This window comes from Thauera sedimentorum (assembly GCF_014489115.1).
In the GTDB taxonomy this organism is placed as follows: Bacteria; Pseudomonadota; Gammaproteobacteria; order Burkholderiales; family Rhodocyclaceae; genus Pseudothauera; species Pseudothauera sedimentorum.
The window spans coordinates 1,451,576-1,475,062 of record NZ_JACTAH010000001.1; the positions used below are offsets into that span (position 1 = coordinate 1,451,576).

25 protein-coding genes are annotated in these 23,487 nt (G+C 67.3%); 8 read left to right on the forward strand and 17 right to left on the reverse strand.

Annotation, left to right across the window (positions count from 1 at the left end):
• Window positions 1-54: 54 nt before the first annotated feature.
• From IAI53_RS06520 to IAI53_RS06530, 3 genes are all read left to right on the forward strand, one after another.
• Entirely contained in the window at window positions 55-465 is a 411-nt protein-coding gene (locus IAI53_RS06520) for a DUF4332 domain-containing protein (RefSeq protein WP_187717312.1), read from the forward strand.
• A 254-nt stretch (window positions 466-719) separates the two neighbouring features.
• Window positions 720-929 carry a transcription antiterminator/RNA stability regulator CspE gene (gene cspE, locus IAI53_RS06525; protein WP_102043175.1) on the forward strand — a complete coding sequence of 70 codons (210 nt, stop codon included), beginning with the start codon at window positions 720-722 and terminating at the stop codon, window positions 927-929.
• A 119-nt stretch (window positions 930-1,048) separates the two neighbouring features.
• On the forward strand, window positions 1,049-2,917 hold the full coding sequence (locus IAI53_RS06530) for a DEAD/DEAH box helicase (RefSeq protein ID WP_187717313.1): 1,869 nt from the start codon (window positions 1,049-1,051) through the stop codon (window positions 2,915-2,917).
• Window positions 2,918-2,993: 76 nt separating this feature from the next.
• Here IAI53_RS06530 and IAI53_RS06535 read toward each other — a convergent pair whose 3' ends face one another.
• From IAI53_RS06535 to yaaA, 3 genes are all read right to left on the reverse strand, one after another.
• Window positions 2,994-3,290, reverse strand: a complete 297-nt coding sequence (locus IAI53_RS06535; RefSeq protein ID WP_222948174.1) for a hypothetical protein — start codon at window positions 3,288-3,290, stop codon at window positions 2,994-2,996.
• Between the two features lie 231 nt (window positions 3,291-3,521).
• On the reverse strand, window positions 3,522-4,643 hold the full coding sequence (locus IAI53_RS06540; RefSeq protein ID WP_187717314.1) for a M14 family metallopeptidase: 1,122 nt from the start codon (window positions 4,641-4,643) through the stop codon (window positions 3,522-3,524).
• A 27-nt stretch (window positions 4,644-4,670) separates the two neighbouring features.
• Window positions 4,671-5,456, reverse strand: a complete 786-nt coding sequence (gene yaaA, locus IAI53_RS06545) for a peroxide stress protein YaaA (RefSeq protein WP_187717315.1) — start codon at window positions 5,454-5,456, stop codon at window positions 4,671-4,673.
• A 183-nt stretch (window positions 5,457-5,639) separates the two neighbouring features.
• Here yaaA and IAI53_RS06550 point away from each other — a divergent pair, with 183 nt between their 5' ends.
• Genes IAI53_RS06550 through bioD form a run of 5 tightly spaced genes read left to right on the forward strand, consistent with a single transcriptional unit; the run spans window position 5,640 to window position 10,314 of the window.
• The gene (locus IAI53_RS06550) at window positions 5,640-6,959 is read left to right on the forward strand and encodes an adenosylmethionine--8-amino-7-oxononanoate transaminase (protein ID WP_187717316.1); all 1,320 of its coding nucleotides are present in this window, start codon (window positions 5,640-5,642) and stop codon (window positions 6,957-6,959) included.
• A 2-nt stretch (window positions 6,960-6,961) separates the two neighbouring features.
• Window positions 6,962-8,122 (forward strand): 8-amino-7-oxononanoate synthase, encoded by a 1,161-nt coding sequence (gene bioF / locus IAI53_RS06555; protein WP_187717317.1) that lies wholly within the window; start codon window positions 6,962-6,964, stop codon window positions 8,120-8,122.
• Complete coding sequence (gene bioH, locus IAI53_RS06560) at window positions 8,119-8,859, forward strand: pimeloyl-ACP methyl ester esterase BioH (protein ID WP_187717318.1); 741 nt, start codon at window positions 8,119-8,121, stop codon at window positions 8,857-8,859. Before bioF ends, bioH begins: the two co-directional genes overlap by 4 nt.
• Window positions 8,852-9,658 carry a malonyl-ACP O-methyltransferase BioC gene (bioC, locus tag IAI53_RS06565; RefSeq protein WP_349771894.1) on the forward strand — a complete coding sequence of 269 codons (807 nt, stop codon included), beginning with the start codon at window positions 8,852-8,854 and terminating at the stop codon, window positions 9,656-9,658. The genes bioH and bioC overlap by 8 nt, the downstream gene beginning before the upstream one ends.
• Window positions 9,631-10,314, forward strand: coding sequence for a dethiobiotin synthase (gene bioD / locus IAI53_RS06570; RefSeq protein WP_187717320.1), 684 nt, complete (start codon window positions 9,631-9,633; stop codon window positions 10,312-10,314). Before bioC ends, bioD begins: the two co-directional genes overlap by 28 nt.
• Before the next feature lie 152 nt (window positions 10,315-10,466).
• Here bioD and IAI53_RS06575 read toward each other — a convergent pair whose 3' ends face one another.
• From IAI53_RS06575 to uppS, 14 genes are all read right to left on the reverse strand, one after another.
• Window positions 10,467-10,961, reverse strand: coding sequence for a hypothetical protein (locus tag IAI53_RS06575; RefSeq protein WP_187717321.1), 495 nt, complete (start codon window positions 10,959-10,961; stop codon window positions 10,467-10,469).
• 140 nt (window positions 10,962-11,101) lie between these two features.
• The gene (locus IAI53_RS06580; RefSeq protein ID WP_187717322.1) at window positions 11,102-11,890 is read right to left on the reverse strand and encodes a TrmH family RNA methyltransferase; all 789 of its coding nucleotides are present in this window, start codon (window positions 11,888-11,890) and stop codon (window positions 11,102-11,104) included.
• A complete protein-coding gene (locus IAI53_RS06585) occupies window positions 11,887-12,342 on the reverse strand; it encodes a CopD family protein (RefSeq protein WP_187717323.1) in 456 nt (151 codons plus the stop codon). The genes IAI53_RS06580 and IAI53_RS06585 overlap by 4 nt, the downstream gene beginning before the upstream one ends.
• On the reverse strand, window positions 12,339-12,950 hold the full coding sequence (gene rnhB, locus IAI53_RS06590; protein WP_187717324.1) for a ribonuclease HII: 612 nt from the start codon (window positions 12,948-12,950) through the stop codon (window positions 12,339-12,341). Before rnhB ends, IAI53_RS06585 begins: the two co-directional genes overlap by 4 nt.
• Entirely contained in the window at window positions 12,926-14,098 is a 1,173-nt protein-coding gene (gene lpxB / locus IAI53_RS06595; protein ID WP_187717325.1) for a lipid-A-disaccharide synthase, read from the reverse strand. The genes rnhB and lpxB overlap by 25 nt, the downstream gene beginning before the upstream one ends.
• A gap of 74 nt (window positions 14,099-14,172) precedes the next feature.
• On the reverse strand, window positions 14,173-14,943 hold the full coding sequence (lpxA, locus tag IAI53_RS06600) for an acyl-ACP--UDP-N-acetylglucosamine O-acyltransferase (protein ID WP_187717326.1): 771 nt from the start codon (window positions 14,941-14,943) through the stop codon (window positions 14,173-14,175).
• Window positions 14,940-15,377: a 3-hydroxyacyl-ACP dehydratase FabZ gene (fabZ, locus tag IAI53_RS06605; RefSeq protein ID WP_187717327.1), complete on the reverse strand. Its 438-nt coding sequence runs from the start codon at window positions 15,375-15,377 to the stop codon at window positions 14,940-14,942. Before fabZ ends, lpxA begins: the two co-directional genes overlap by 4 nt.
• Window positions 15,378-15,383: 6 nt before the next feature.
• Complete coding sequence (lpxD, locus tag IAI53_RS06610; protein ID WP_187717328.1) at window positions 15,384-16,406, reverse strand: UDP-3-O-(3-hydroxymyristoyl)glucosamine N-acyltransferase; 1,023 nt, start codon at window positions 16,404-16,406, stop codon at window positions 15,384-15,386.
• 16 nt (window positions 16,407-16,422) lie between these two features.
• Window positions 16,423-16,863 carry an OmpH/Skp family outer membrane protein gene (locus tag IAI53_RS06615; RefSeq protein ID WP_222948248.1) on the reverse strand — a complete coding sequence of 147 codons (441 nt, stop codon included), beginning with the start codon at window positions 16,861-16,863 and terminating at the stop codon, window positions 16,423-16,425.
• 98 nt (window positions 16,864-16,961) lie between these two features.
• A complete protein-coding gene (bamA, locus tag IAI53_RS06620; protein ID WP_187717330.1) occupies window positions 16,962-19,286 on the reverse strand; it encodes an outer membrane protein assembly factor BamA in 2,325 nt (774 codons plus the stop codon).
• A gap of 6 nt (window positions 19,287-19,292) precedes the next feature.
• On the reverse strand, window positions 19,293-20,657 hold the full coding sequence (gene rseP / locus IAI53_RS06625) for an RIP metalloprotease RseP (protein WP_187717331.1): 1,365 nt from the start codon (window positions 20,655-20,657) through the stop codon (window positions 19,293-19,295).
• A complete protein-coding gene (ispC, locus tag IAI53_RS06630) occupies window positions 20,654-21,844 on the reverse strand; it encodes a 1-deoxy-D-xylulose-5-phosphate reductoisomerase (protein WP_187717332.1) in 1,191 nt (396 codons plus the stop codon). The genes rseP and ispC overlap by 4 nt, the downstream gene beginning before the upstream one ends.
• Window positions 21,845-21,847: 3 nt before the next feature.
• On the reverse strand, window positions 21,848-22,675 hold the full coding sequence (locus IAI53_RS06635; protein ID WP_187717333.1) for a phosphatidate cytidylyltransferase: 828 nt from the start codon (window positions 22,673-22,675) through the stop codon (window positions 21,848-21,850).
• Window positions 22,668-23,465 carry an undecaprenyl pyrophosphate synthase gene (gene uppS, locus IAI53_RS06640; protein WP_187717334.1) on the reverse strand — a complete coding sequence of 266 codons (798 nt, stop codon included), beginning with the start codon at window positions 23,463-23,465 and terminating at the stop codon, window positions 22,668-22,670. The genes IAI53_RS06635 and uppS overlap by 8 nt, the downstream gene beginning before the upstream one ends.
• Window positions 23,466-23,487 lie beyond the last annotated feature (22 nt).

A 23,487-nucleotide genomic window follows, 5' to 3' on the forward strand; every position in this document is an offset into this window, starting at 1 on the left:
ACTACCGGCGCACCCGCGCCGGCATCACTGCGAACGAAACCCGTGGAGGTCGAGATGGCGAACAAGAAGATCGAGGATGTCGAGGGGATTGGCGAGGCGATCGGCGCAAAACTGCGTGCCGCCGGTGTCAAGGACACCGATTCCATGCTGGCGGCGTGTACGACACCGGCACAACGCAAGCAACTGGCCGAAAAGGCCGGCCTGACCGACAAGCAGGTGCTGAAGTTCGCCAACATGGTCGATCTCTACCGCATCAACGGCGTCGGGTCGGAGTATGCCGAGCTGCTGGAGGCGGCCGGCGTCGATACGGTGCCGGAGCTGGCCCAACGCAACGCCGGCAATCTTGCCGCCGCGATGTCGAAGCTCAACGAAGAAAAGAAACTCACCCGCAGGCCGCCGAGTGAAACCGAAGTCGCCAAGTGGGTGGAGCAGGCCAAGGGGCTTCCGCGCATGCTGCAATACTGATCTCCACGCCCTCCCCGGGATCGAGGATCGCGGGGAGGGATGCGCACGGCTTTGCGATACGGGTCAAAAAAAACCCCACACCCGCTCGAAACCGTGTATTGTGCGCCCTGCAGTCGATTCAAGCAGTATGTCCTAGCGGTTTTCTGGCAGTACGTTCATCACTGAACGGTTTCGGTTCGAATTCCCTCGCACGATTCTTGATCGTTCCTGCGCCCGGGCGCCTTTGCCCACAATCTTCATATGGAACGCTAAAAATGAGCACCAAGACCGGTACCGTCAAGTGGTTCAACGACTCCAAGGGCTTCGGCTTCATCACCCCGGAAGGCGGTGGTGACGACCTGTTCGCCCACTTCAGCGAAATTCAAGGCTCGGGCTTCAAGACCCTGGCCGAGAACCAGCGCGTCGAGTTCGAAGTCAAGACCGGCCCGAAGGGCCTGCAGGCTGCGAACATCCGCGCCATCTAAGCTTCACCGCTTAGCGCAAGAACGCGGCTTCGGCCGCGTTTTTTGTTTTGGGCTGCCGATATGGATATCCCCCGCACCGGCTGCCACACTGAACCATTCTCCCGTCCGCCCCTGCTGCCATGACCGCTCCGATCGAAAGCTTCCGCGACCTCGACCTGCCCGCACCGCTGCTCACCGCACTGGCCGAGGTCGGCTACGAGACCCCGTCGCCCATCCAGGCCGCCTGCATCCCGCACCTGCTCGCGGGGCGCGACCTGCTCGGCGAGGCGCAGACCGGCACCGGCAAGACCGCCGCGTTTGCCCTGCCCGCGCTGGCGCGCCTGGAGATTGGTCTGTATCGCCCGCAGGTGCTGGTGCTTACCCCGACCCGCGAACTGGCCATCCAGGTCGCCGAAGCCTTCCAGAAGTACGCCCATCACCTGCCCGGCTTCCACGTGCTGCCGGTGTATGGCGGGCAGAGCATGGTGGTGCAGTTGCGCCAGCTCAAGCGCGGCGCGCACGTCATCGTCGGCACCCCAGGGCGGGTCATGGACCACCTGGAGCGCGGCAGCCTGGTGCTGGACGATCTGCGCACCCTGGTGCTGGACGAAGCCGACGAAATGCTGCGCATGGGCTTCATCGACGACGTCGAATGGATCCTCGAGCACACCCCGGCCGAGCGCCAGACCGCGCTGTTTTCCGCGACCATGCCGGACGCCATCCGCCGTGTGGCCCACCGCCACCTGCGCGAGCCGCAGGAAGTGAAGATCCGCGCCGCGACCGCCACCGTGGCGGCGATCCGCCAGCGCTACTGGCAGGTGCGCGGGGTGGACAAGCTCGACGCGCTGACCCGCATCCTGGAAGTCGAGGACGACTTCGACGCTGCCATCGTCTTCGTACGCACCAAGACCGCAACGGTGGAACTGGCCGAACGCCTCGAAGCCCGCGGCTACGCGGCCGCGGCGCTCAACGGCGACATGACCCAGGGCCTGCGCGAGCAGGTCATCGAGCGGCTGAAGAACGGCTCGCTCGACATCGTGGTGGCCACCGACGTGGCCGCGCGCGGCATCGACGTGCCGCGCATCAGCCATGTGATCAACTACGACATTCCGTACGACACCGAAGCCTATGTGCACCGCATCGGCCGCACCGGCCGTGCCGGTCGCCAGGGCACCGCGATCCTCTTCGTCGCGCCGCGCGAGACGCGCATGCTCAAGGCCATCGAGCGCGCCACCCGCCAGCCGATCGAAGCCATCGCGCTACCCACCCGCGAGACGGTAGCCGGGCGCCGGGTGGCGCAGTTCCGCCAGCAGATCGCCGACACGCTCGAGAAGGAGGATCTCGCCTTCTTCATGGACGTGATCAACCGCATCGAAGAGGAAGAGTGCTTCAAGGCGCATGAGATCGCCGCAGCGCTGGCTTTCCTCGCCACCCGCGAACGTCCGCTGCAGGTCGAGGAGACCGGCAAGGGCTGGGATCTCGCCACGGCCGCACCGACGCAGGCCGCCAAGGGCGAACGCCCGCCGCGCGAGAACCGCGACGAGATCCTCACCCGCCGCCGCGCCTTCTCCGAGGGCCTGTTGACCCGCTACCGCATCGAGGTCGGCCGCATGCACGGCGTCACGCCCAAGGAGATCGTCGGCGCGATCGCCAACGAGGGCGGCATCGAAGGCCGTTACATCGGCCAGATCCATCTCTTCGATGACTACAGCACCGTGGAGTTGCCCAAGGCGCTGCCGGGCGAACTGATCGGCCTGCTCAAGCGCATCCGCGTGCGCCAGCGTCCGCTGGCGATCAGGGAGCTCAGTGCCAGCGAAGCGGATCAGCTTCCGGAACGCCGTCGCCCGCCGCGTCCGGCCGGTGATCGCGACATGCAGGGCCGCGGCGAGGCGCCGCGCAAGTGGGGCGGCACCAAGCGCCCTGAGCACGGCAATGCCGACAAGCACGAGCACCGCGGACCGCCCAAGACCTACGCGGACAAGCCGGGCAAGCGCTTCCGCAAGGATTGAACCGGTACGCGCAATGAACAACGCCGGCCCTCGGGCCGGCGTTGTTCATTCTGGGGCGGCGTTCCGCCAGACCGGGTCAGTATCGCCCGCTGCCGCGGCGCTGGTGCTCGTCGCCCCAGCGGAACTCACGCGGTTCCTTCTCGAACTCGGGGAAGTGGCGATCGTGCTCCATCAGCAGGCTCATGATCGTCAGCGCATGCTCGCGCGGAAAGCCCTGGCGCGTTCCGCCGCGGGTATCCGTCATGAGTCGAAAGACATAGTCCCGGCACTCACGGGTACCCCAGATCAGATCGATCTTGCGCAGATGCGGAAAACGCTCGTAGAGCGCCCGCGTATCCGTCTCGGTCATGCCGCCGCGGGTGATTGCGTTCATCTCCGGAATATCCTTCAAAATCCATTACCTGCACCTCTGACTTATAACGCAAGTAATAGTTCTTGAAAACTGCGGATAGTACGGAGCAAACCTGCACCCACCTGCCATGCGGGACGTCGGGCGCAGGTGGAGGCTTCGCCCCTGCCTCACCGGTGCAGAAGCGGCCTTGGTCGTGATGCGTCCGCTGACAACACGACTCCGCCATCGCGGCCAAGGCCGCTCCTACACGTTCTATCCTTCGAGGTGACGTAGCAGGGGATTGAGGATCGCCGCTCCCAGCCGCTTGCTGCGCATGGCGCTCCAGCCGGTCTGCCCGTCGGGCATGTTGGCGTTGTCCTTGAACGGCATCTCCAGGGTCAGCGACAGGCAGGCGAAGTGATTGGCCACCCACTTGCTCGCCAGGCTGAGCAGTTCCTCACCGAAGCGGCCGGGCTTGTAGCCGTGCTCGGTCTGGAAATCCGGACTGGCCGCCTTGAACGCTTCCATGAAGCGCCGCTGGCTCGCCGCCAGTTCCGCGGTGAAGGCCGGCACCTCGTCGGCGGTGGAGAAGAACACGTAGGGCAGTTCCTCGTCGCCGTGGACATCGAGGAAGAGCGCGCATCCGCTGTCCATCATCGCCTGGCGGACCAGCGCGACCTCGGGCGCGGTGGCGGGATCGGGATCGCGCCATTCACGGTTCAGGTTGCGCCCCGCGGCATTGGTGCGCAGGTTGCCGCGGATCGCGCCGTCCGGGTTCATATTGGGCACGATGTAGAGCACCGCATGTTCGCGCACCCTGCGCGCCACCGGATCGGCGTTGTCCAGCAGGCGCTCGAGCAGGCCTTCCACGAACCATTCGCCCATGGTCTCGCCCGGATGCTGACGGGCGATGATCCAGACCGGCTGGCGTGCCGAACCGGGCCTGCCGACCACCACCACGTCAAGGTCGCGGCCTTCGACCGTGGCGCCGAGGTTGCGCACCTGGGCATAGGGCGACATCTCGGCCCAGCCCAGCAGGTCGAGGTGACGCTCATGCGAGTACGGCTCGAAGAAGGCGTAGTAGACGCTGTCGCGCTCGGGCGTGTGCTCGACGATCAGGCGCCCGCCCTCGAAGCAGGTGCCCGGCACCCTGAACCAGTTGCGCCGGTCGTAGGAGGCCACGCAGCGATAGCCTTCCCAGTTCGGGTAGGCTGCCTCGGCGGCGTTGTCGAACACCATCCGCAGCGCCTTGCCAGCGCCGCCCTGCAGGCGGAAGTAGAACCACTGGCGGAACTCCGCCGCGTTGTCGCTCGGCAGGCGCAGGCGGATGTCCTGCGGATCGTCGAGGGCGAGCACCTCGATGGCGCCGGCGTCGAAGTTATGGCTGACTCTCATGGCCGTCCTCTGCAATGGTGCGCGGTATCAGTCCATCCGCCGGCGGAACACCAGCGTGTCGTCACCGGAGGCTTCGGCCGCAAAGGCATAGCCCTCGCTGTCAAAGGCCTTGAGCGCGTCGACATCGGTCAGCCGATGGGTGATCGCATAGCGGCTCATCAATCCGCGCGCCCGCTTGGCGTAGAAGCTGATGATCTTGTAGCGCCCGCCCTTCCAGTCCTCGAACACCGGCGTCACCACCCGCGCGCCAAGCTTGTCCGCCTTGACCGACTTGAAGTACTCCTCGGAACCGAGATTCACCAGTACCGGCGTCTCGCCCGCCTCGCGCTGCTCGGCCAGCGTGCGCTTGAGGGCGTCGGTGATGATGTTGCCCCACCAGGCGTACAGGTTGCGGCCGCGTTCGGTGGCCAGTCGCGTGCCCATCTCCAGGCGATAGGCCTGCATCAGGTCCAGCGGACGCAGCACGCCGTACAGGCCGGAGAGGATGCGCAAGTGGTCCTGCGCCCAGGCCAGGTCGTCCTCGGACAGGCTGCCGGCGTCCAGCCCCTCGTACACGTCGCCGTTGAAGGCCAGCACCGCCTGCTTGGCGTTCGACGGATCGAAGGGGCGCGACCAGCTCGCATAGCGTGCCACGTTGAGCGTGGCCAACTGATCGGACAGATCCATCAGTTTGGCCACGTCCTGAGGCGCCAGTTCGCGCAACACGCGGATCAGCGCCTCGGCCTCGTCGAGGTGATCCGGCTGGGTGAAACGCTTGGTGGAGGGCGGGGTTTCGAAGTCGAGCGCCTTGGCGGGCGAGATGACGAACAGCATGATGGGGCGATTCCTTGTTTGCTCTTGCGGATGGAGTCTGCCGGAGATGGTAGCAAACCGGCAGGCTCAAGCGGCGGCACGGACGAAGCGCAAGGCGCGCTTTTGCGAGCGGTCTTTGGTTTGACAGCCCCCCGGCGTTTGCGCACCATTGTCCGGTTTCGCTGCTTCCATCCCGGCCGTCCCATGCCCCACCCCGACCTGCTCCAACGTTCGCTCGCCGCCGTGTGGCACCCATGCACCCAGATGAAGCGCCACGAGAGCCTGCCGCTGGTGCCCATCGTGCGCGGCGAAGGCGCCTGGCTGGTGGATGCCGACGGCCGCCGCCTGCTCGACGGCGTGAGCTCCTGGTGGGTGAATCTCTTCGGCCACTGCAACCCGCGTATCAACGCCGCGCTGCGCGCGCAGCTCGACACCCTGGAGCACGTGATGCTCGCCGGCTTCACCCACGAGCCGGTGGTGGCGCTGTCCGAACGCCTCGCCGCCCTAACCGGTCATCGCCTGGGCCACGCCTTCTACGCCTCCGACGGCGCATCGGCCACCGAGATCGCGCTGAAGATGAGCGCCCACTACTGGCGCAACCACGGCCAGCCCGCCAAGCACCGCTTCGTGAGCCTCGCCGGCAGCTACCACGGCGAAACCGTCGGCGCGCTGGCGGTGACCGACGTGGCGATCTTCCGCGACGCCTACGCCGACCTGGTCAAGCCCGGCAGCACCGTACCCTGCCCCGACGCCCGCCTCGCCGAACCCGGCGAGACGCCAGCCGACGTCGCCCGCCGCGCGGCGGCCGCGCTAGAGGCCCACCTGGCCGAACATCACGCGACCACCGCCGCGTTGATCGTCGAACCGCTGGTGCAGGGTGCGGCCGGCATGGTGATGTACGACCCCGAATACCTGCGCCTGGCACGCGACCTGTGCGACCGCTACCGGGTGCATCTGGTGGCCGACGAAATCGCTGTGGGCTGCGGGCGCACCGGTACGTTCTTCGCCTGCGAGCAGGCCGGCATCTGGCCGGATTTCCTGTGCCTGTCGAAGGGCATCTCGGGCGGCTACCTGCCGCTGTCGCTGGTGCTGTCCACCGACGACATCTACGCCGCCTTCTACGCCGACGACGCGGCGCGCGGCTTCCTGCACTCGCACTCCTATACCGGCAACCCGCTGGCCTGCCGCGCGGCGCTGGCCACGCTGGACATCTTCGCCGAGGACGACGTGCTGGCCGCCAACCAGGTGCGTGCGGCGGCCCTGCGCCGGGCGCTGGACGCGGCCTTCGCCGGGCACCCGGCGGTGCGCCACCTGCGCAGCCGCGGCATGATCCTGGCCTTCGACGTGGACGGCGCCGGGCCCGATTTCGCGCGCCGCTTCTTCAGCGCCGCACTGACCCACGGCGTGCTGCTGCGCCCGATCGGCAACACGGTGTACTTCATGCCGCCCTACATCGTCGATGAGGCCGAGATCGACCAGCTGATGCGCGGCGCCCGCGCGGCGCTGGACGAGGCGCTGGCCTGAGCATGCTGCTCGATCGGCTGCAGGCGGAGCTCGCCGCCCTCGACGACCAGGCGCTGCGCCGCACCCGACGCACGCTCGACACCCCCTGCGGCCCGCACGCCACGGTGGACGGCCGCTCCATGCTGGCCTTCTGCAGCAACGACTACCTGGGGCTGGCCGGCGATCCGCAGCTTGCCCGCGCGCTGGCCGAAGGCGCCGCGCGCTGGGGTGCGGGCTCCGGCGCCTCCCACCTGGTCAGCGGCCACTACCGGGTGCACGACGAACTGGAAGCCCGCCTCGCGGCCTTCGTCGGCATGGAGTCGGCGCTCTACCTGTCGACCGGCTACATGGCCAACCTCGGCGTAGTGCCGGCGCTGCTCGGGCGCGGCGACGCGATCTTCGCCGACCGCCTCAACCACGCCTCGCTGGTCGACGGCGCCCTGCTCTCGCGCGCCAGCTTGCAGCGCTATCCGCACCGCGACCTCGGCGCTCTGGCCCGGCTGCTGGAAGCGAGCGACGCGCCGCGCAAGGCCATCGTCACCGACAGCGTGTTCAGCATGGACGGCGACCTCGCCCCGTTGGCCGAGCTGCTGACACTGGCCGAACGGCACGACTGCTGGCTGGTCGTGGACGACGCCCACGGCTTCGGTGTGCTCGGCCCGCAGGGGCGCGGCGCGCTGGCCGCGGCCGGGCTGACAAGCTGGCGGCTGATCTATGTCGGCACCCTGGGCAAAGCCGCTGGCGTGGCGGGCGCCTTCGTCGCCGGCCAGCGCGACGTGGTCACCTGGCTGCTGCAGAAGATGCGCACCTACATCTTCACCACCGGCGCCCCGCCAGCGCTTGCCCAGGCGCTGCTCGCCAGCCTCGAGCTGATCGAACACGGCGACGAACGCCGTGCGCGGCTGAACGCCCTCATCGAACAATTCCGCGCCGAACTACAGCTCACCCGCTGGCACCTGCTGCCCTCCACCACCGCCATCCTGCCGGTGCAGGTCGGCGACAACGCCGAGACCCTGGCGCTCGCCCGCGCGCTGTGGGACGAAGGCCTGTGGGTGCCGGCGATCCGCCCGCCCACCGTGCCGCTGGGCACCGCCCGCCTGCGTGTGTCGCTCACCGCCGCGCACAGCGCGGAGGACGTGCGCCGCCTGACCGCGGCGCTGAACCGTTTGGAGTGCAGACTGTGAGCCGGCCGCTGGTGCTGCTGCACGGCTGGGGGCTGAGCGCGCGGGTGTGGACGCCTCTGCGTGCCGGACTCGGCGGCCTCGACATCCACACTCCCGACCTGCCCGGGCACGGCGCAGCACCCGCCGCCGACAACGCGACGCTCGCCGACTGGAGCGACCGTCTGGCCGCCAACCTGCCCGACGGCGCCGTAGTCTGCGGTTGGTCGCTCGGCGGCCTGATCGCGCTCGATCTGGCCGCGCGCCATCCGGCCAAAGTATCCCGGCTGGTGCTGATCGGCAGCACGCCGCGCTTCGTCGCCGGCACCGACTGGGCGCACGGACTGGCGGCCGACACCGTGGACGCCTTCCGCCGCGAATTCGCCACCGCGCCGGCCGCGGTGCTGCGCCGCTTCGTTGCGCTGCAGGCGCTGGGCGACGCACGACGGCGCGAGCTCACCCGAACGCTGGACGGTGCCCTGACTGCCACCGACCCTACCCCCATGCAGGCCGATGCACTGGCCGACGGTCTCGCCCTGCTGGCCGATACCGACCTGCGCGCAGCCATCGCGGACGTCCGGCAGCCCGCCCTGCTGATCCACGGCGAGCGCGACGCGCTGATACCGGTGGCCGCAGGCCGCTGGCTGGCCGCGACGCTGCCGGAGGCAAGGCTTGAAGTGCTCGCCGACACCGGGCATGCCCCCTTCCTGTCGCACCCCACTGAATGCGCGGCCTTGCTGGAGCGCTTCGTCCGTGCCTGAGACGCCCGACGCCAAGGCCCGCGTCCGGCAGGCCTTCCACCGCGCCGCGGGCACCTATGACCAGGCGGCCGTGGTGCAACGCGAGATCTGCCGGCACCTGGCCGACTTTGCCGCGGCGCATCCGTGTGGCCGCACGCTCGACCGCGTGCTCGATGCCGGCTGCGGCACCGGCCATGCGCTCGACCTGCTCGCAGCGACCCACCCGGGAGCGGAAGTGCTCGCGCTCGACTTCGCTCCCGGCATGCTGGCACGTGTCACCGGTCACCCGCGCGTGTGCGGCGACCTCGAGCACCTGCCGCTGGCCACCGCTTGCATGGATGCGGTGTGGTCCAGCCTCGCCGTGCAATGGTGCCGGCCCGCCGCCATGTTCGCCGAGCTCGCGCGGGTTCTGCGCCCGCAGGGAATCGCGTGGATCGCCACGCTGGGGCCGGCGACCTTGCACGAACTGCGCGACGCCTTCCGTACGGTGGACGACGCACCCCACGTCATCGATTTCCATCCGCCGGAAACCTGGCAGGCCGCCGCTGAGCGGGCTGGCCTGAAGGTCCGCGCACTCCGGCGCCGGCCCTGCGCCGCGCTGGCGCCCGACCTGCGCGGCCTGCTGCGCCACATCAAGGCGATCGGCGCCCACACCGTGAGCAACACTCCCCGGGCGCCGCTCGGCCGCGACGCCTGGCGCCGCCTTCAGGCCCGTTACGAGATCTGGCGCCGTGACGACGGCCAGTTGCCCGCCACCTACGACGTCATCCTCCTCGCAGTGGAACGCATCGAATGCAGACAGCATCCGCCTGGTTCGTGACCGGCACCGACACCGAAGTCGGCAAGACCTACGCCACCTGCGCCCTGCTGCATGCCGCGCGACGCGCGGGGCTGCGGGCGTTGGGAATGAAGCCGGTGGCCGCTGGCGCGGAACTGGTCGACGGCCGGCTGGCCAACGAGGATGCGCTGCGCCTGCTGGCCGCAGGCAGTTTCGATCCCGGGCTGGACACGCTGAACCCATACTGCCTGGCAAGCCCGATCGCGCCCCACATCGCCGCCGGCGAGGAAGGCGTGATCATCGAGACCGCACCGATCCGCGATGCGCTGGCCTGCCTGCGGGCGCAAGCCGATTGCGTGTTCGTGGAGGGCGCCGGAGGGTTTCGCGTGCCGCTTGGCCCGGACTACGACATGGCCATGCTGGCGCGAGACCTCGAGCTGCCGGTGATCCTGGTGGTCGGCATGCGGCTGGGATGCATCAACCATGCACTGCTCACCGCCGAGGCGATTGCCGCGCGCGACCTTCCGCTGGCCGGCTGGATCGCCAACCATGTCGATCCGCAGATGCTGCGGGTGGACGAAAATCTCGCGGCCCTGAGGGAACGCCTGCCCGCACCGCTACTCGGCGTGCTGCCCTTCGACCCGGGCGGCAATCCGGCCGCCGCCAGCATGGCGCTCGAACTGCCGGCCGTTCGTTGAGTCGCCGTGGCGCGTGACGTGCAGTGAAACGCTTGCCGTACGCCGGTGCGCGCCGCGTTTCCAGTAGGAGCGGCCTTGGCCGCGATAAGGTCTGTGAAGTAACAACGACCGTACGCGGCCAAGGCCGCTCCTACATACCCGACTTGAACGCGCTAGAGTACGGCCAGCAGCCGCCCTTTGAGCTCCACCGCGCGCAGCTTGCCCATCTTGGTGAGCGAAATCGACTCGAACCAGTCGTCGACCAGCGCATGCAATTCGCTCGCGCTGCGGCTGTCGTTGATGCGAGTCATCAGGTCGATGTTGCCGTAGGGTCCGTTGAAGGTGCGCAAGGAGTTGAGCATGAAGTTGCGTGCCATCTCCAGTTGCTTCGGATCGACCGGGGCGGCCGGCGCCTCGGCTTCCACACTGGCTTCGACCGGCAGCTCGGGGGCGGACGCCGCACCGCCGACCTGCTCCACGTAGCCATCCTGCAACAGCAAGTCCAGCGTCTCGTCGAGACGGGGGTCGGGCATCAGCGCGCGCACCTCGTCCAGTGGGCGCTTGCCATCAAAAAGAATCAACAGTCTTCGCGCACGGGGGCCCAGGCCTCCGCTGCGTTGTTCGATTTCTTCCTGCCCTTTGCGGGTCTTGGCGAAAATCGCGGTCATTTTGTCTCCTCGGTGCGGAATGCCTGCTTTCCGGTGCCGTCGTGCTCCTCGTTTACTTTCTTGTCAGATCCGGACGTCCGCGGACGTACCGATCGCGGAATTCTGCGCCCATATCGGCCAATGTCAATAGACTGCGCGGCTCATGACGAGCGCTGTCCCTGGCGCACCTGCTCGAACAGGCAAACCGCAGCCGCGGCCCCCACATTGAGCGACTCGATCGCGCCCTGCATCGGGATGATCACCGTCTCGCTCGCCAGCGCGGCCACCTCAGCGGAAAGCCCCTGCCCCTCCGCGCCGAACAACCACGCAACCGGCCGGGCAAGATCGGTCTGGTACAGGTTCCGCGCCCCGGCGGCCAGGGCCGTGGCGATCACCGGGCCGGGGAAGGCGGCCAGGCGCTCGGCGGCATCGACGCCCTCGTGGATGCGCAGCACGAAGTGCGCCCCCATGCCGGCGCGCAGCACGCGAGGCGCCCAGGCCTGGGCGCAGCCGGGGGTCAGCAACACGTCGGCCACACCCGCTGCGGCCGCGGTGCGCAGGATGGTGCCGAGATTGCCGGTATCCTGAACGCCGTCGAGCAGCACCACCGTGTCGCGCAAGGTTTTCACCGGCGGCGGCGCGGGCAGGTCGATCACTGCGAGCACGCCGGACGGGCTGTCGACCGGACTGACGTGAGCGAACAGCCGATCGGGTAGATGCAGGACCGGAACGCCCGCCGCACGTTCGAGCAGGCTTGCGATATCCGCCTGCGCCAGCCCATGGTCGCTGACCACCACTTCCTTGAGCGGCCACCCGACCTGGAGTGCGGCGGTCAGCAGATGGGCGCCGTCCAGCAGCGTCTCACCGTGCTTGCGGCGTTCGCGCGCCGAGCCGGCCAGGGCATGCAGGCGGCGGACCGCCGGATTGTCGCGCGAGCTGATCGCCTTCACAGGCCGAGGCCGAGCGTGGCGACGGCGATCGTCACCACCCCCAGCGCAAGGTTGAAGGCCACCCGCTGGCGGATGGCGTTGAGCGCCACCGCGCCGCTCGCCCAGTCCTCGACGCGCACCGCGCGCTGCAGGCGCACCCAGGGCCCGAACCAGATGCTGGCGAACACGCCCATCATCACCGCACCGGTGAGCAGCATCGCGTGCCAGGCGCGCGGCGCGCGCGCGAAACCGGTCTCCAGCAGCATGAAGATGCCCGACAGCGCGATCAGCGCCACCGCAGCCCAGACCAGCGGAAAGAAGCGTGAGAAGCTGGCCGCCCACAGGGGCAGGCGCTGCGCCGGCGGTAACTGCATCGCCGCCGGCCGCAGGCAGCCCCAGGCGAAGGCCATGCCGCCGACCCACACGGTCACGCCCAGCACATGCAGGAACAGCATCAGGTGGTGCACGGTCATTGCTCGCCCTCCTCGGCCCACAGCGGCGGGTTCTCCAGGATCGCCCGCACCGGGGCGAAGCTCCGCCGGTAGAAGGGCGCGACCCCGTGGCAGCGGATGGCCGCCAGGTGCGCGGCGGTGGGATAGCCCTTGTGGCCGGCCAGGCCATAGTGCGGGAACTCGGCGTCCAGCGCCACCATGGTCGCATCGCGCGCGGTTTTGGCGAGGATGGACGCGGCGGAGATCGCCGGCTCCAGCGCATCGCCCTTGACGATGGCGCGCACCGGCACGCTGAGTTGCGGGCAGCGGTTGCCGTCGACCAGCACCTCGTCCGGCACCTGGGTCAGCGCTTCGACTGCGCGGCGCATCGCCAGCATGGTGGCGTGCAGGATGTTCAGGCGGTCGATTTCCTCGACGCTGGCTTGGGCCACCGCCCAGGCCAGCGCCTGTTCGCGGATCACCGGCGCGAGCCGCTCGCGCGCCTTCTCGCTGAGCTTCTTGGAATCTGCCAGGCCGGCAATCGGCCGCGCCGGATCAAGGATCACTGCGGCGGCGACCACCGGGCCGCACAGCGGGCCGCGGCCGGCCTCGTCCACCCCGCAGATCAGGAGACCGCGCGCAGCCTGCATTCTTCGGCTCCGACCAGGTAGGGCAGGATCGCGCCGGCGGCCTTGTCGGCGGTGCCCTGGCGCAGGCTGTGGTGCAGCTCGGTGAAGCGTTCGGCCAGCGCCCGGCAGGCCGCCGGGTCGTTCAGCCAGTGCTCCAGCGCGTCGGCCAGCTTCTCCGGCGTGGCGTCGTCCTGCAGCAGCTCGGGGACCAGTGAATCCTTGCACAGGATGTTGGGCAAACCCACCCAGGGCAGGTAGGCCATGCGCTTCATCAGGCGATACTGCCACTTGCCGATGCGGTAGCTGATCACCATCGGGCGCTTGAGCAGTGCCGCCTCCAGGCTGGCGGTGCCGCTGGCCACGAGCACCGCGTCCGCGGCGGTCATGGCATCGACCGCGTGACCGAACAGCATGCGGATCGGCAGGTCCGCGGCCTGGTTGCGGTAGATCGCCTCGTCGAACAACTGCCGCGTCTCCCGGGTGGCCAGCGGCACGAGAAAGACCAGCTCGGGCTGGCGCTCGTGCAACAGGCGTGCGGTAGCGATGAAGGTGTCGGCCAGGTTGCGCACCTCGGACTGCCGGCTGCCCGGCAGCATCGCCAGCGCCCGCGCGCCCTTGGGCAGGTTCAATGTTTCACGCGCCTGCTGCCTGTTGGGCTCCAGCGGGAAGACGTCGGCCAGCGGATGGCCGACGTAGGTGACCGGCACCCCGGCCTTCTCGTAGAGCGGCGGCTCGAAGGGGAACATGCACAGCATGTGCGAGACCGAGCGGGCGATCTTGCGGATCCGTCCGCCCCGCCAGGCCCAGATCGACGGGCTGACGAAGTGGATGGCGGGCATGCCGGCGGCCTTTACCTTGCCTTCCAGCCACAGGTTGAAGTCGGGCGCGTCGACCCCGATGAAGGCGTCCGGACGCTCGCGGCGGATTCGCGCGAGCAGCGACTTGCGTATGCCCGACAGCTCACGGTAGCGCTTGAGCGCGTCCACGTAACCATGCACCGCGAGCAGTTCGCAGGGCCACAGCACCTCGAAGCCTTCGGCCTGCATCTTCGGGCCGCCGATGCCAAAGAACTGGGCATCCGGCAGATGGCGACGGATGGCGCGGATCAAATGGCTGGCGAGCAGATCCCCGGAGGCTTCCCCGGCGACCATGGCAATTCTCGGCGGCATGTGGAACTCGGACGCGGAAAAAGGAAGAAGGCGATCTGCCGGCCGGGGGCCGCGCCGCGGACCCCGAGCCGGTGCTAGCGGACGATGCCGCGCGGACTGTGGGCGATGAAATCGCGGAAGAGTTCGACTTCCGGGTGCTCCGCAGCGATCCCGCCGATTTTCTCGCGCGCTTCGTCCAGCTTGAGGCCGCTGCGGTACAGCGCGCGGTAGGCACGCTTGATCGCCATGATGCCCTCGGACGAGTAGCCGCGGCGCTTGAGCCCTTCGCTGTTGATGCCGTGCGGTTGCGCCGGATTGCCGGACACCGTGACATAGGGCGGCAGATCCTGCAGCAGTACGGTACCCACACCGCAGAAGCTGTGTGCACCGACGCGCACGAACTGGTGCACGCCGGTGAACCCGCCGAGGATCGCCCAGTCGCCGACATGGACGTGCCCCGCCAGCGTGGCGTTGTTGGCGAAGATGGTGTGGTTGCCAACCTGGCAGTCGTGCGCGACGTGCACGTAGGCCATCACCCAGTTGTCGTCGCCCATGCGGGTTACACCGGCATCCTGGCTGGTGCCGACGTTGAACGAACAGAACTCGCGGATGGTGTTGCGGTCGCCGATTTCCAACCGGGTCGGCTCCGCATCGTACTTCTTGTCCTGGGGCTGCGCGCCGATCGAGCAGAACTGGAAGATCTCGTTGTCGCGGCCGATACGGGTGTGGCCTTCGATGACCACGTGCGGACCGATACGCGTGTTGTCGCCGATCTCGACATGCTCGCCGACGATCGAGTACGGACCGATCTCGACGTTGACGCCGAGCTTCGCCCCGGGATGAACGATTGCGCTGGGATGAATCATGACTTGGTCTTGAGCGCGCACATCAGTTCGGCTTCGGTGGCGATCTGGTCGCCCACGCGAGCGACACCCTTGTACTTGTATATGTTGCGCTTGCCCTGCAGGATCTCGACGTCGAACATCAGCTGGTCGCCCGGCACCACCTGGCGCTTGAAGCGCACGTTGTCGATGCCGGCGAACAGCACCACCGAGTTCTCGTCCGGCTTCACGCCCATGGTCTTGAAGGACAGCAGTGCGGCGGCCTGCGCCATCGCCTCGACGATCAGCACGCCGGGCATTACCGGATGGTTGGGAAAGTGGCCAGGGAAGAAGGGCTCGTTCATCGTGACGTTCTTCAACGCCAGGATGCGCTTGCCTTCTTCGATCTCCAGCACCCGATCCACCAGCAGGAAGGGGTAGCGGTGCGGGAGGTATTGCAGGATTTCGTTGATGTCCATGGCGTATCAGGCAGGATCTATCTTGTCTAGGCGTTGTTCGAGGGCGCGTATTCTAGCCGCCATGTCATCCAGGTGGCGAAGATGCGCGAAGTTTTTCACCCAGTCGAGGTGGCTCTGTACCGGCAGGTTTCCGGTGTAGACACCCGCTCGGCGGATGGACTTGGTCACCAGCGTTCCGGCGGACACCACCACGTCGTCGGCGATCACCAGATGACCGATGATGCCGGCCTGCCCGCCTATCATGCAGCGCGCGCCGATCGTGGTACTGCCGGCGATCCCCACGCAACCGGCCACCGCGGTCTTGTCGCCGATGCGCACGTTGTGGGCGATCTGGATCTGATTGTCCAGCTTGACGCCGTTACCGATCACGGTGTCGTCCAGCGCGCCGCGGTCGATGGTGGTGTTTGCGCCGACCTCGACATCGTCGCCGATCACCACCCGTCCGGTTTGCGGGATCTTCACCCAGCTGCCGTCGCGTTCGCGTGCGAAGCCGAAGCCGTCTGCGCCGATCACCGCGCCGGCATGCAGGACGCAGTCCCTGCCGATCACGCAGCCGTGATAGATGGTCACGGCGGCATGCAGACGGCTGCCGTCGCCGATGACGACGTCACGCCCGACATGGCAACCGGGGCCGATGACGACGTTCTCGCCGATGCGTGCACCGGCCTCGATCGTGGAGCCCGGACCGATGCTGACCGAAGCCGGCACGGACACATCAACCACCGCAGTCTGATGCAAGCCGGCCGGCGGGTTGTCCGGCGGGCTGAAGAGTTGCGCCACACGGGCGAAGTAGACGTAGGGGTCCGCGGTGACGATACGCGGCAAGGTCGTCAGCTCACGTGCGTCAGGTGCGACGATCACCGCCGAGGCCTGGCAGTCGCCCAGGCGCGAAGCGTATTTTCGATTGGCGAGAAAGGCGAGGTCGCCCTCGCCCGCCTGATCCAGCGTCGCCACCCGGCGCACGATCACGGCGGGGTCGCCGAGCAGATCGCCACCCAACCGGGCAACCAGTTCATCTAGACGGAGCATCGACCGGCCTGTCCGCCTACTTGCCTTCGGCGAGCGCCTTGATCACCTTGTCGGTGATGTCGATGCGCGGATTCGCGTACACCGCTTCCTGGAAGATGATGTCGTAGTTCTCGCTCTCGGCGATGCGCTTGACCGCGGCGTTGGCCTTGTCGAGCACGGTGGCGAGTTCCTCGTTGCGGCGCTGGTTGAGATCCTCGCGGAATTCCCGCTGCTTGCGCTGGAAGTCACGATTCAGATCGTTGAACGCGCGCTCCTTGTTGCGGCGGTCGCCTTCGGCCATGGTCAGGCCGTTGCGCTCCAGGTCTTCCTGCATGGCCTGCAGATCCGCCGCCATGCGCTGCAGTTCCTGGTCACGGCGCTCGAACTCCTTCTCCAGGCGCTGCTGGGCACGCACCGCAGGGGCGGCCTCGCGCATCACGCGGTCGGAGTTGACGAAACCGATCTTCGATTCGGCCATCGCGCTCTGCGCCGCGAGCCCGAGGAACACTGCGGCGAGAACGGAAACGGTACGGAATTTCACTTATGCCTCCAACAAAACCGGGCCTCGCGGCCTGATCAGAATACCGAGCCCAACTGGAACTGGAAGCGCTGCACCTCGTCGCCGTCGTCCTTCTTGAGCGGGAAGCCAAGACTGAACTTGAGCGGCCCGATGGGCGAGCTCCAGGCAAAGGCAAGACCGGTACTGTAACGCAGATCGCTGAAGTTCATCTTCTGCTGTCGCCCGTTGACATCCTCGCCCCAGACATAGCCCGCGTCGAGGAAGGCCGACATGCGGAAGGAACGGTCGGTACCCGAACCCGGCAGCGGGAAGTAGAACTCCGCATTGGCGACCAGCTTGCGGGTACCGCCCAAGGCGTCGCCCTCGGCATCCTTCGGACCGATGGAGCTCTGCTCGAAACCACGCACCGAGCCCAGGCCACCGACGTAGAAGTTCTTGTAGAACGGCATCTGCTTGCCGCTCAGACCTTTGGCCCAGCCGATCTCTCCATTGAGCATCAGCGCATAGTCACGGCCAATCGGAAACCAGTGCTGATACTGATATCCCGCCTTCACGTACTCCAGTTTGCCAGGCGGAATCGCAACTTCTGCGTACACATTCTGATAGACGCCGCGCCGAGGGTGGAGAAAACTGTCGCGCCCGTCGCGCGACCATCCCGCCGATGCGACAAGACTATTTACGGTCACGGTACCGACGCCGCTTGGATCACTGCAGCCGAAATCGATGCAGAAGTCTTTGTACCGCAGCGTACTGTCGTCGTAAGTGGTGATCTCCGTACGATCGGCAGCAAGCCCGAAATTGATACGGTCATCTTCCGCGATCGGATAGCCGATGCGCAGTCCTGCACCAGTGGCCACCGTTTTATAGCGCGATACCGAGTATGACTCCGACGGATCGTAGGTTCGATGGTAGACGTCCCAGCCCAGGCTCACACCATCCACGGTGTAATAGGGATTGGTAAACGACAGCGCGTAGGTTCTATTGGTCTTGCTGGTGTTCAGGCCCAGCGTCATTGCGTTGCCGCTGCCGAACAGGTTCTGCTGCGAGACCGACGCCGACAGGGTGATCTTTTCCGAACTGGAGAACCCCGCGCCGAGCATCAGGTTGCCGGTGGCGCGCTCCTTGACGGTGAAGTCGACATCGACCTGGTCGGTGCTGCCAGGGACCGGCGGCGTCTCCACGCTCACCTCCTCGAAGAAGCCCAGGCGGTCGATCCGGTTGCGCGATTTGTTGATCGACTCGGCGTCATACCACGCACCTTCCATCTGCCGCATCTCGCGCCGCACGACCTCGTCACGCGTCTTGGTGTTGCCCCCGACGTTGATGCGGCGGACATACACCCGGCGACCCGGATCGACGATGATGGTGAACGCCACTTCACGCTTTTCCTTGTCGACCTCGGGTGCGGCATTCACGTTGGCGAAGGCGTAACCCTCGTTGCCCAACAGATCGCTGATCGCCTTGGTGGTTTCGGTAAGCCGTTCGCGCGAGAACACGTCGCCCGGGCGCAGTTTGGTGACCTCGCGATACTGAGCTTCGTCCAGCACCAGGTCGCCGGTATAGCGCACTCCGGTGACGGTATACATCTCGCCTTCGGTGATGCTGACGGTGATGTAGATGTCCTTCTTGTCCGGCGTGATCGACACCTGAGTGGAATCGATATTGAAGTCGAGATAGCCGCGGTCGAGGTAATAGGAGCGCAGCGTTTCCAGATCGGCCGACAGCTTCTGACGGGAATACTGGTCGTTCTTGGTGTACCAGGTCAGCCAGCCGGGCGTGCGCAGCTGGAGCAAGTCGAGCAGATCGTCCTGATCGAAGGCCTTCGCGCCGATGATGTTGATCTGGCGAATCTTCGCCACCTCGCCCTCATCGACGGTGAAATTCACCGCCACGCGGTTGCGCTCCAGCGGTGTGACCGTGGTGGTGATCACCGCCGAATACTTGCCGCGCGACAGATACTGGCGCTTGAGCTCCTGCTCCGCGCGCTCGACCAGGGAGCGGTCGAAGATGCGCGCTTCGGCCAGTCCCACTTCGCGCAGCCCCTTCTTGAGCGCCTCCTTGTCGAACTCCTTGACGCCGACGAAATCGATCTGTGCGATCGCCGGACGCTCGTCGATCAGCACGACCAGGACATCGTTTTCGACCTCGATGCGGACGTCGCGGAAGAAGCCGGTCGCGAACAGCGCGCGGATGGCCTCCGCGGCCTGCGCCTCGGTGAAGGTGTCGCCGACGCGCACCGGCAAGTAGTTGAAGACGGTACCGGCCTCGGTACGCTGAATGCCCTCGACGCGGATGTCCTTGACCACGAATGGATCGAACGCCATGGCCGGCGCGGACGCAAAAAGGGCCACCATCAGCCCGGAAAGGAGCTTGCGATTCATCGGGTTTCAGCCGGAAATGAGACGGGATATGTCGTTGTAGAAGGCGAACGCCATGAGCATTGCGAGCATGACAAGGCCAATCTGCTGGCCGATCTCCATCACGCGCTCGGGAACCGGGCCGCCTTTGAAAATTTCGATCGTATAGTACATCAAATGCCCACCGTCCAGCACCGGAATGGGCAGCAGGTTCAGCACCCCCAGGCTTATGCTGATCAGGGCCACGAACTTGAGGTACTGCCCCCAGCCGAGCTGCGCGGTCTGCCCCGCGTAGTCGGCGATCGTCACCGGCCCAGAGAGGTTCTTCCACGACACCTCGCCGGTAATCATCCGGCCTATCATGCGCAGGCTCAGCACACTGGTCTCCCAGGTCTGCCGCAAGGCCTTGGCGAAGCTCTCCAGCGGCCCATAGCGCACGACGGCGAACATCGCATCGTGGTCCCCGGCCGGCGGACGCGCGACCGCAACGCCGATGCGGCCGATGCGTTCGCCGCCTTCATCGGCCAGTTCCGGCACCAGGGTCACCTCGACACGGGCCTCGTCGCGTTCGAGCACCGCCGGCAGTGGTTTTCCGCCCGCAACCCGCACTCTCGCCACCAGTTCGCTCCACGAATCCAGCGGCTCGCCGCCGAGCGCAAGGAAACGGTCGCCCTCACGCACGCCGGCGCGAGCCGCCGGACCGCCATCGACCAGCTGGCCGACCACCGGATCGATGCGCGGACGCCAGGGCCGCAGACCGATACGAACGACGAGATCCTCATCCGCATCGATGGCGGTTCCCGACAGGTCGAGCGGCCGATACGCTTCCACGCCTTCGCGCGTGCGGACCTGGAGGGTTACCTGGCGCGCATCCAGCGCATGGCGCAGCAACACCCAGCGCAGCTCCTGCCAGCTCTGCACGCCCTCCCCGTCCACTGCCGTAACCAGGTCGCCGTCACGCATGCCCGCGGCGGCGGCAACCGATACGCCCTCGACGAGAGCCACCCGCGGGCGCAGTTCCTCCACGCCTGTAGCGAAGAGACCCCAGTACATGACGATCGCCAAGAGGAAGTTAGCCAGCGGCCCCGCCGCCACGATGGCGAACCGGCGGTACACCGACTGGCAGTTGAAGGCCCGATGCAACTCGTGCTGTGCGACCTCGCCCTCGCGCTCGTCCAGCATCTTCACGTAACCGCCCAGCGGGAACGCGGCCAGCGCCCACTCGGTGCGGTCGCGCCCGGCGCGCCAGGCGAGCAGCGGCTTGCCGAAACCGATCGAGAAACGCAGCACCTTCACCCCGCACCAGCGTGCGACGAGGTAATGCCCCAGCTCATGCACCAGGATGAGCAGGCCAAGCGCGGCGGCAAAGGGAATGAGGTAGTGGAGCAGGTTCATCGGCAGTTCCGGATTTCCTCTCTGGCGATCTCTCGCGCACGCTCGTCGGTCGCGAGCACTTCGTCGAGGGAGTCGACCGACAAGCCGTGCGCACGTTCCAGGGTGGCGGCGATCACGTCGGCGATTCGCCTGAACGCGAGGCCACGGTCGAGGAAGGCGGCCACCGCTTCCTCGTTGGCGGCATTGAGCACCGCGGCCGCGGCACCGCCTTCGCGCAGCGCACGATAGGCCAGCGCGAGGCAGGGGAAGCGCTCGAAATCCGGGCGCTCGAAGGTCAGGCGGGCAATCTCGAACAGATCCAGCGAGCGCACCCCGGCCTCGATGCGCTCGGGCCAGGCCAGCGCATGGGCGATAGGCGTGCGCATGTCGGGGTTGCCCAACTGGGCGAGCACCGATCCGTCCGCGTATTCCACCATCGAGTGGATCACGCTCTGCGGATGGACAACCACATCGATGCGCTCTGCCGGGGCGCCGAACAACCAGTGCGCCTCGATGACTTCCAGGCCCTTGTTCATCATGGTCGCGGAATCGACCGAGATCTTCCGCCCCATCACCCAGTTCGGATGCGCACAGGCCTGCTCGGGCGTCACCGCGTCGAGTTCCGCGAGCTTGGCGCTGCGGAACGGTCCGCCCGACGCGGTCAGCAGAATGCGGCGCACCCCGCAGGCGTCCGGATCACGCCGGTAGTCGGCGGGCAAGGCCTGGAACACGGCGTTGTGCTCGCTGTCGATCGGCAGCAGCAGCGCGCCGCTGGCCGCCACCGCATCCATGAACAGCCGCCCCGAGAGCACCAGCGCCTCCTTGTTGGCCAGCAACACCTTCTTGCCGGCACGGGCGGCAGCCAGCGCAGGCTGCAGGCCCGCCGCGCCGACAATGGCCGCCATCACCACGTCGACCTCCGGATGCTCGGCCACTTCGGCAAGCGCCCGACTGCCGGCCAGCACCTCGACGCTGCTACCGGCTTCGCGCAGACGGCTGCGCAGCAAGCCCGCAGCATTGTCATCGCCAAGCACCGCGAAACGCGGAGAGAAGCGCAGACATTGCTCGAACAAGGCATCGATCTGACGATGCGCTGTCAGCGCGAAGATCTCGAAGCGGTCCGGATGACGCTCCGCCACATCCAGGGTGGACATGCCGATCGAACCGGTGGCACCGAGTACCGTGAGGCGCTGGACGGAAGTGGTCATGACTCAGCGTACAAACCAGAGGGCCGCCAGTCCCACCAGCGGCAAGGTGGATGTGAGGCTGTCGATGCGGTCGAGCACGCCGCCGTGACCGGGCAGCAGCTTGCCGCTGTCCTTGAGGCCCGCCTGGCGCTTGAGCAGCGACTCGAACAGGTCGCCGACGACGCTGAGCCCGGTGAGGGCCACCAGCGCGACAGTTAGGAGCAGCAGGCCCGCCGGCGTCCAGGCGGGTGCGAACAGCCAGGTGATTGCGATGAATCCGTAAACGAGCACGCCGGCCACGGCACCGTAGACACCCTCCCAGGTCTTGCCCGGACTGATGCCCGGCGCAAGCTTGCGCCGCCCGAACGCCCTGCCCGAAAAGTAGGCGGCAATGTCGGCCACCCAGCAGATCGCCAGCGCCGCCAGCAGCAGCCAGGGGCCCAGCTGCCGCAGATGGGCCAGCGCCAGCGCGGGCGGGAGCAGAACGATCAGCCCCACCGCGGCAGCGGCGCCCAGACCCGAGACCTGCCACTTTCGCCGCAGCCACAGCGGCAAGGCGATGAGCCAGAACGAGGCGCTGAGCAGGTAGAGGCCGGCCAATGGCCAGGGGGCCCGCATCTGCCCGCCGCCCAGTCCGGTAGCGAGTCCCACCAACAGGCAGGCCGCACCCAGGAAAAGCGCGAGGGCCACGCGCTGGGCACGGGGCAGCCGGGTCAGCGCCCCCCACTCCCAGGCCGCCGCGACGCACACTACCGCGCAGAACAGCAGCCAGCCGGCCGGGGACAGATAGAACACGGCGCCCAACAGGGCGCCCAGCAACAGTACTGCGGTGATGATGCGCGTCTTAAGCATGCTCTCCCGGCTTTGCCGGCGACGCGCCGGCGGAGGTCTGCTGCAACTGCTCGCTGGTTCGCCCGAAGCGCCGCTCGCGCTGGCGGTACGAGGCGATCGCCTCGTCCAGCGCCTTGGCGTCGAAGTCCGGCCACAGGGTGTCGGTGAAATACAACTCAGCGTAGGCGAGCTGCCAGAGCAGGAAATTGCTGATGCGCTTCTCGCCGCCGGTGCGGATGAACAGATCCGGCTCCGGGCCGTAGTTCATCGCCAGTTCGGCGGCCAGTTCGTCCTCGGTGAAATCGCCGCGACGCTCCGGGTGACGCACCATCATGCGGTTGACCGCCTGCATGATGTCCCAGCGCCCGCCATAGTTGGCCGCCACGCTGAGAGTGAGGCCGGTGTTGCCGGCGGTCAGCGCCTCGGCACTGCGGATCATGTCGACCAGCTTGGCGTCGAAGCGCGACAGATCGCCGATGACGCGGAAACGGATGCCGTTCTTGTGCAGACGCTCGACTTCCTTCTGCAGCGAACGCATGAACAACTGCATCAGGAAGGACACCTCGTCCGCGGGACGGCGCCAGTTCTCGGAACTGAAGGCGAACAGGGTCAGGTAGGAGACGCCGCGCTCCATGCAGGCGCGGATCACCCCGCGCACCGCCTCCACCCCGCGGGCGTGGCCGGCTACCCGCGGCATCAGGCGCTTGCGCGCCCAGCGCCCGTTGCCATCCATGATGACGGCGATATGGCGCGGCACCGCGCTCACCTCGGGAATGCTGCGGGTGGAACTGACGAAGGAAGAGTCGGCCATGAGTTGCGCGCCGCGGGCCAGG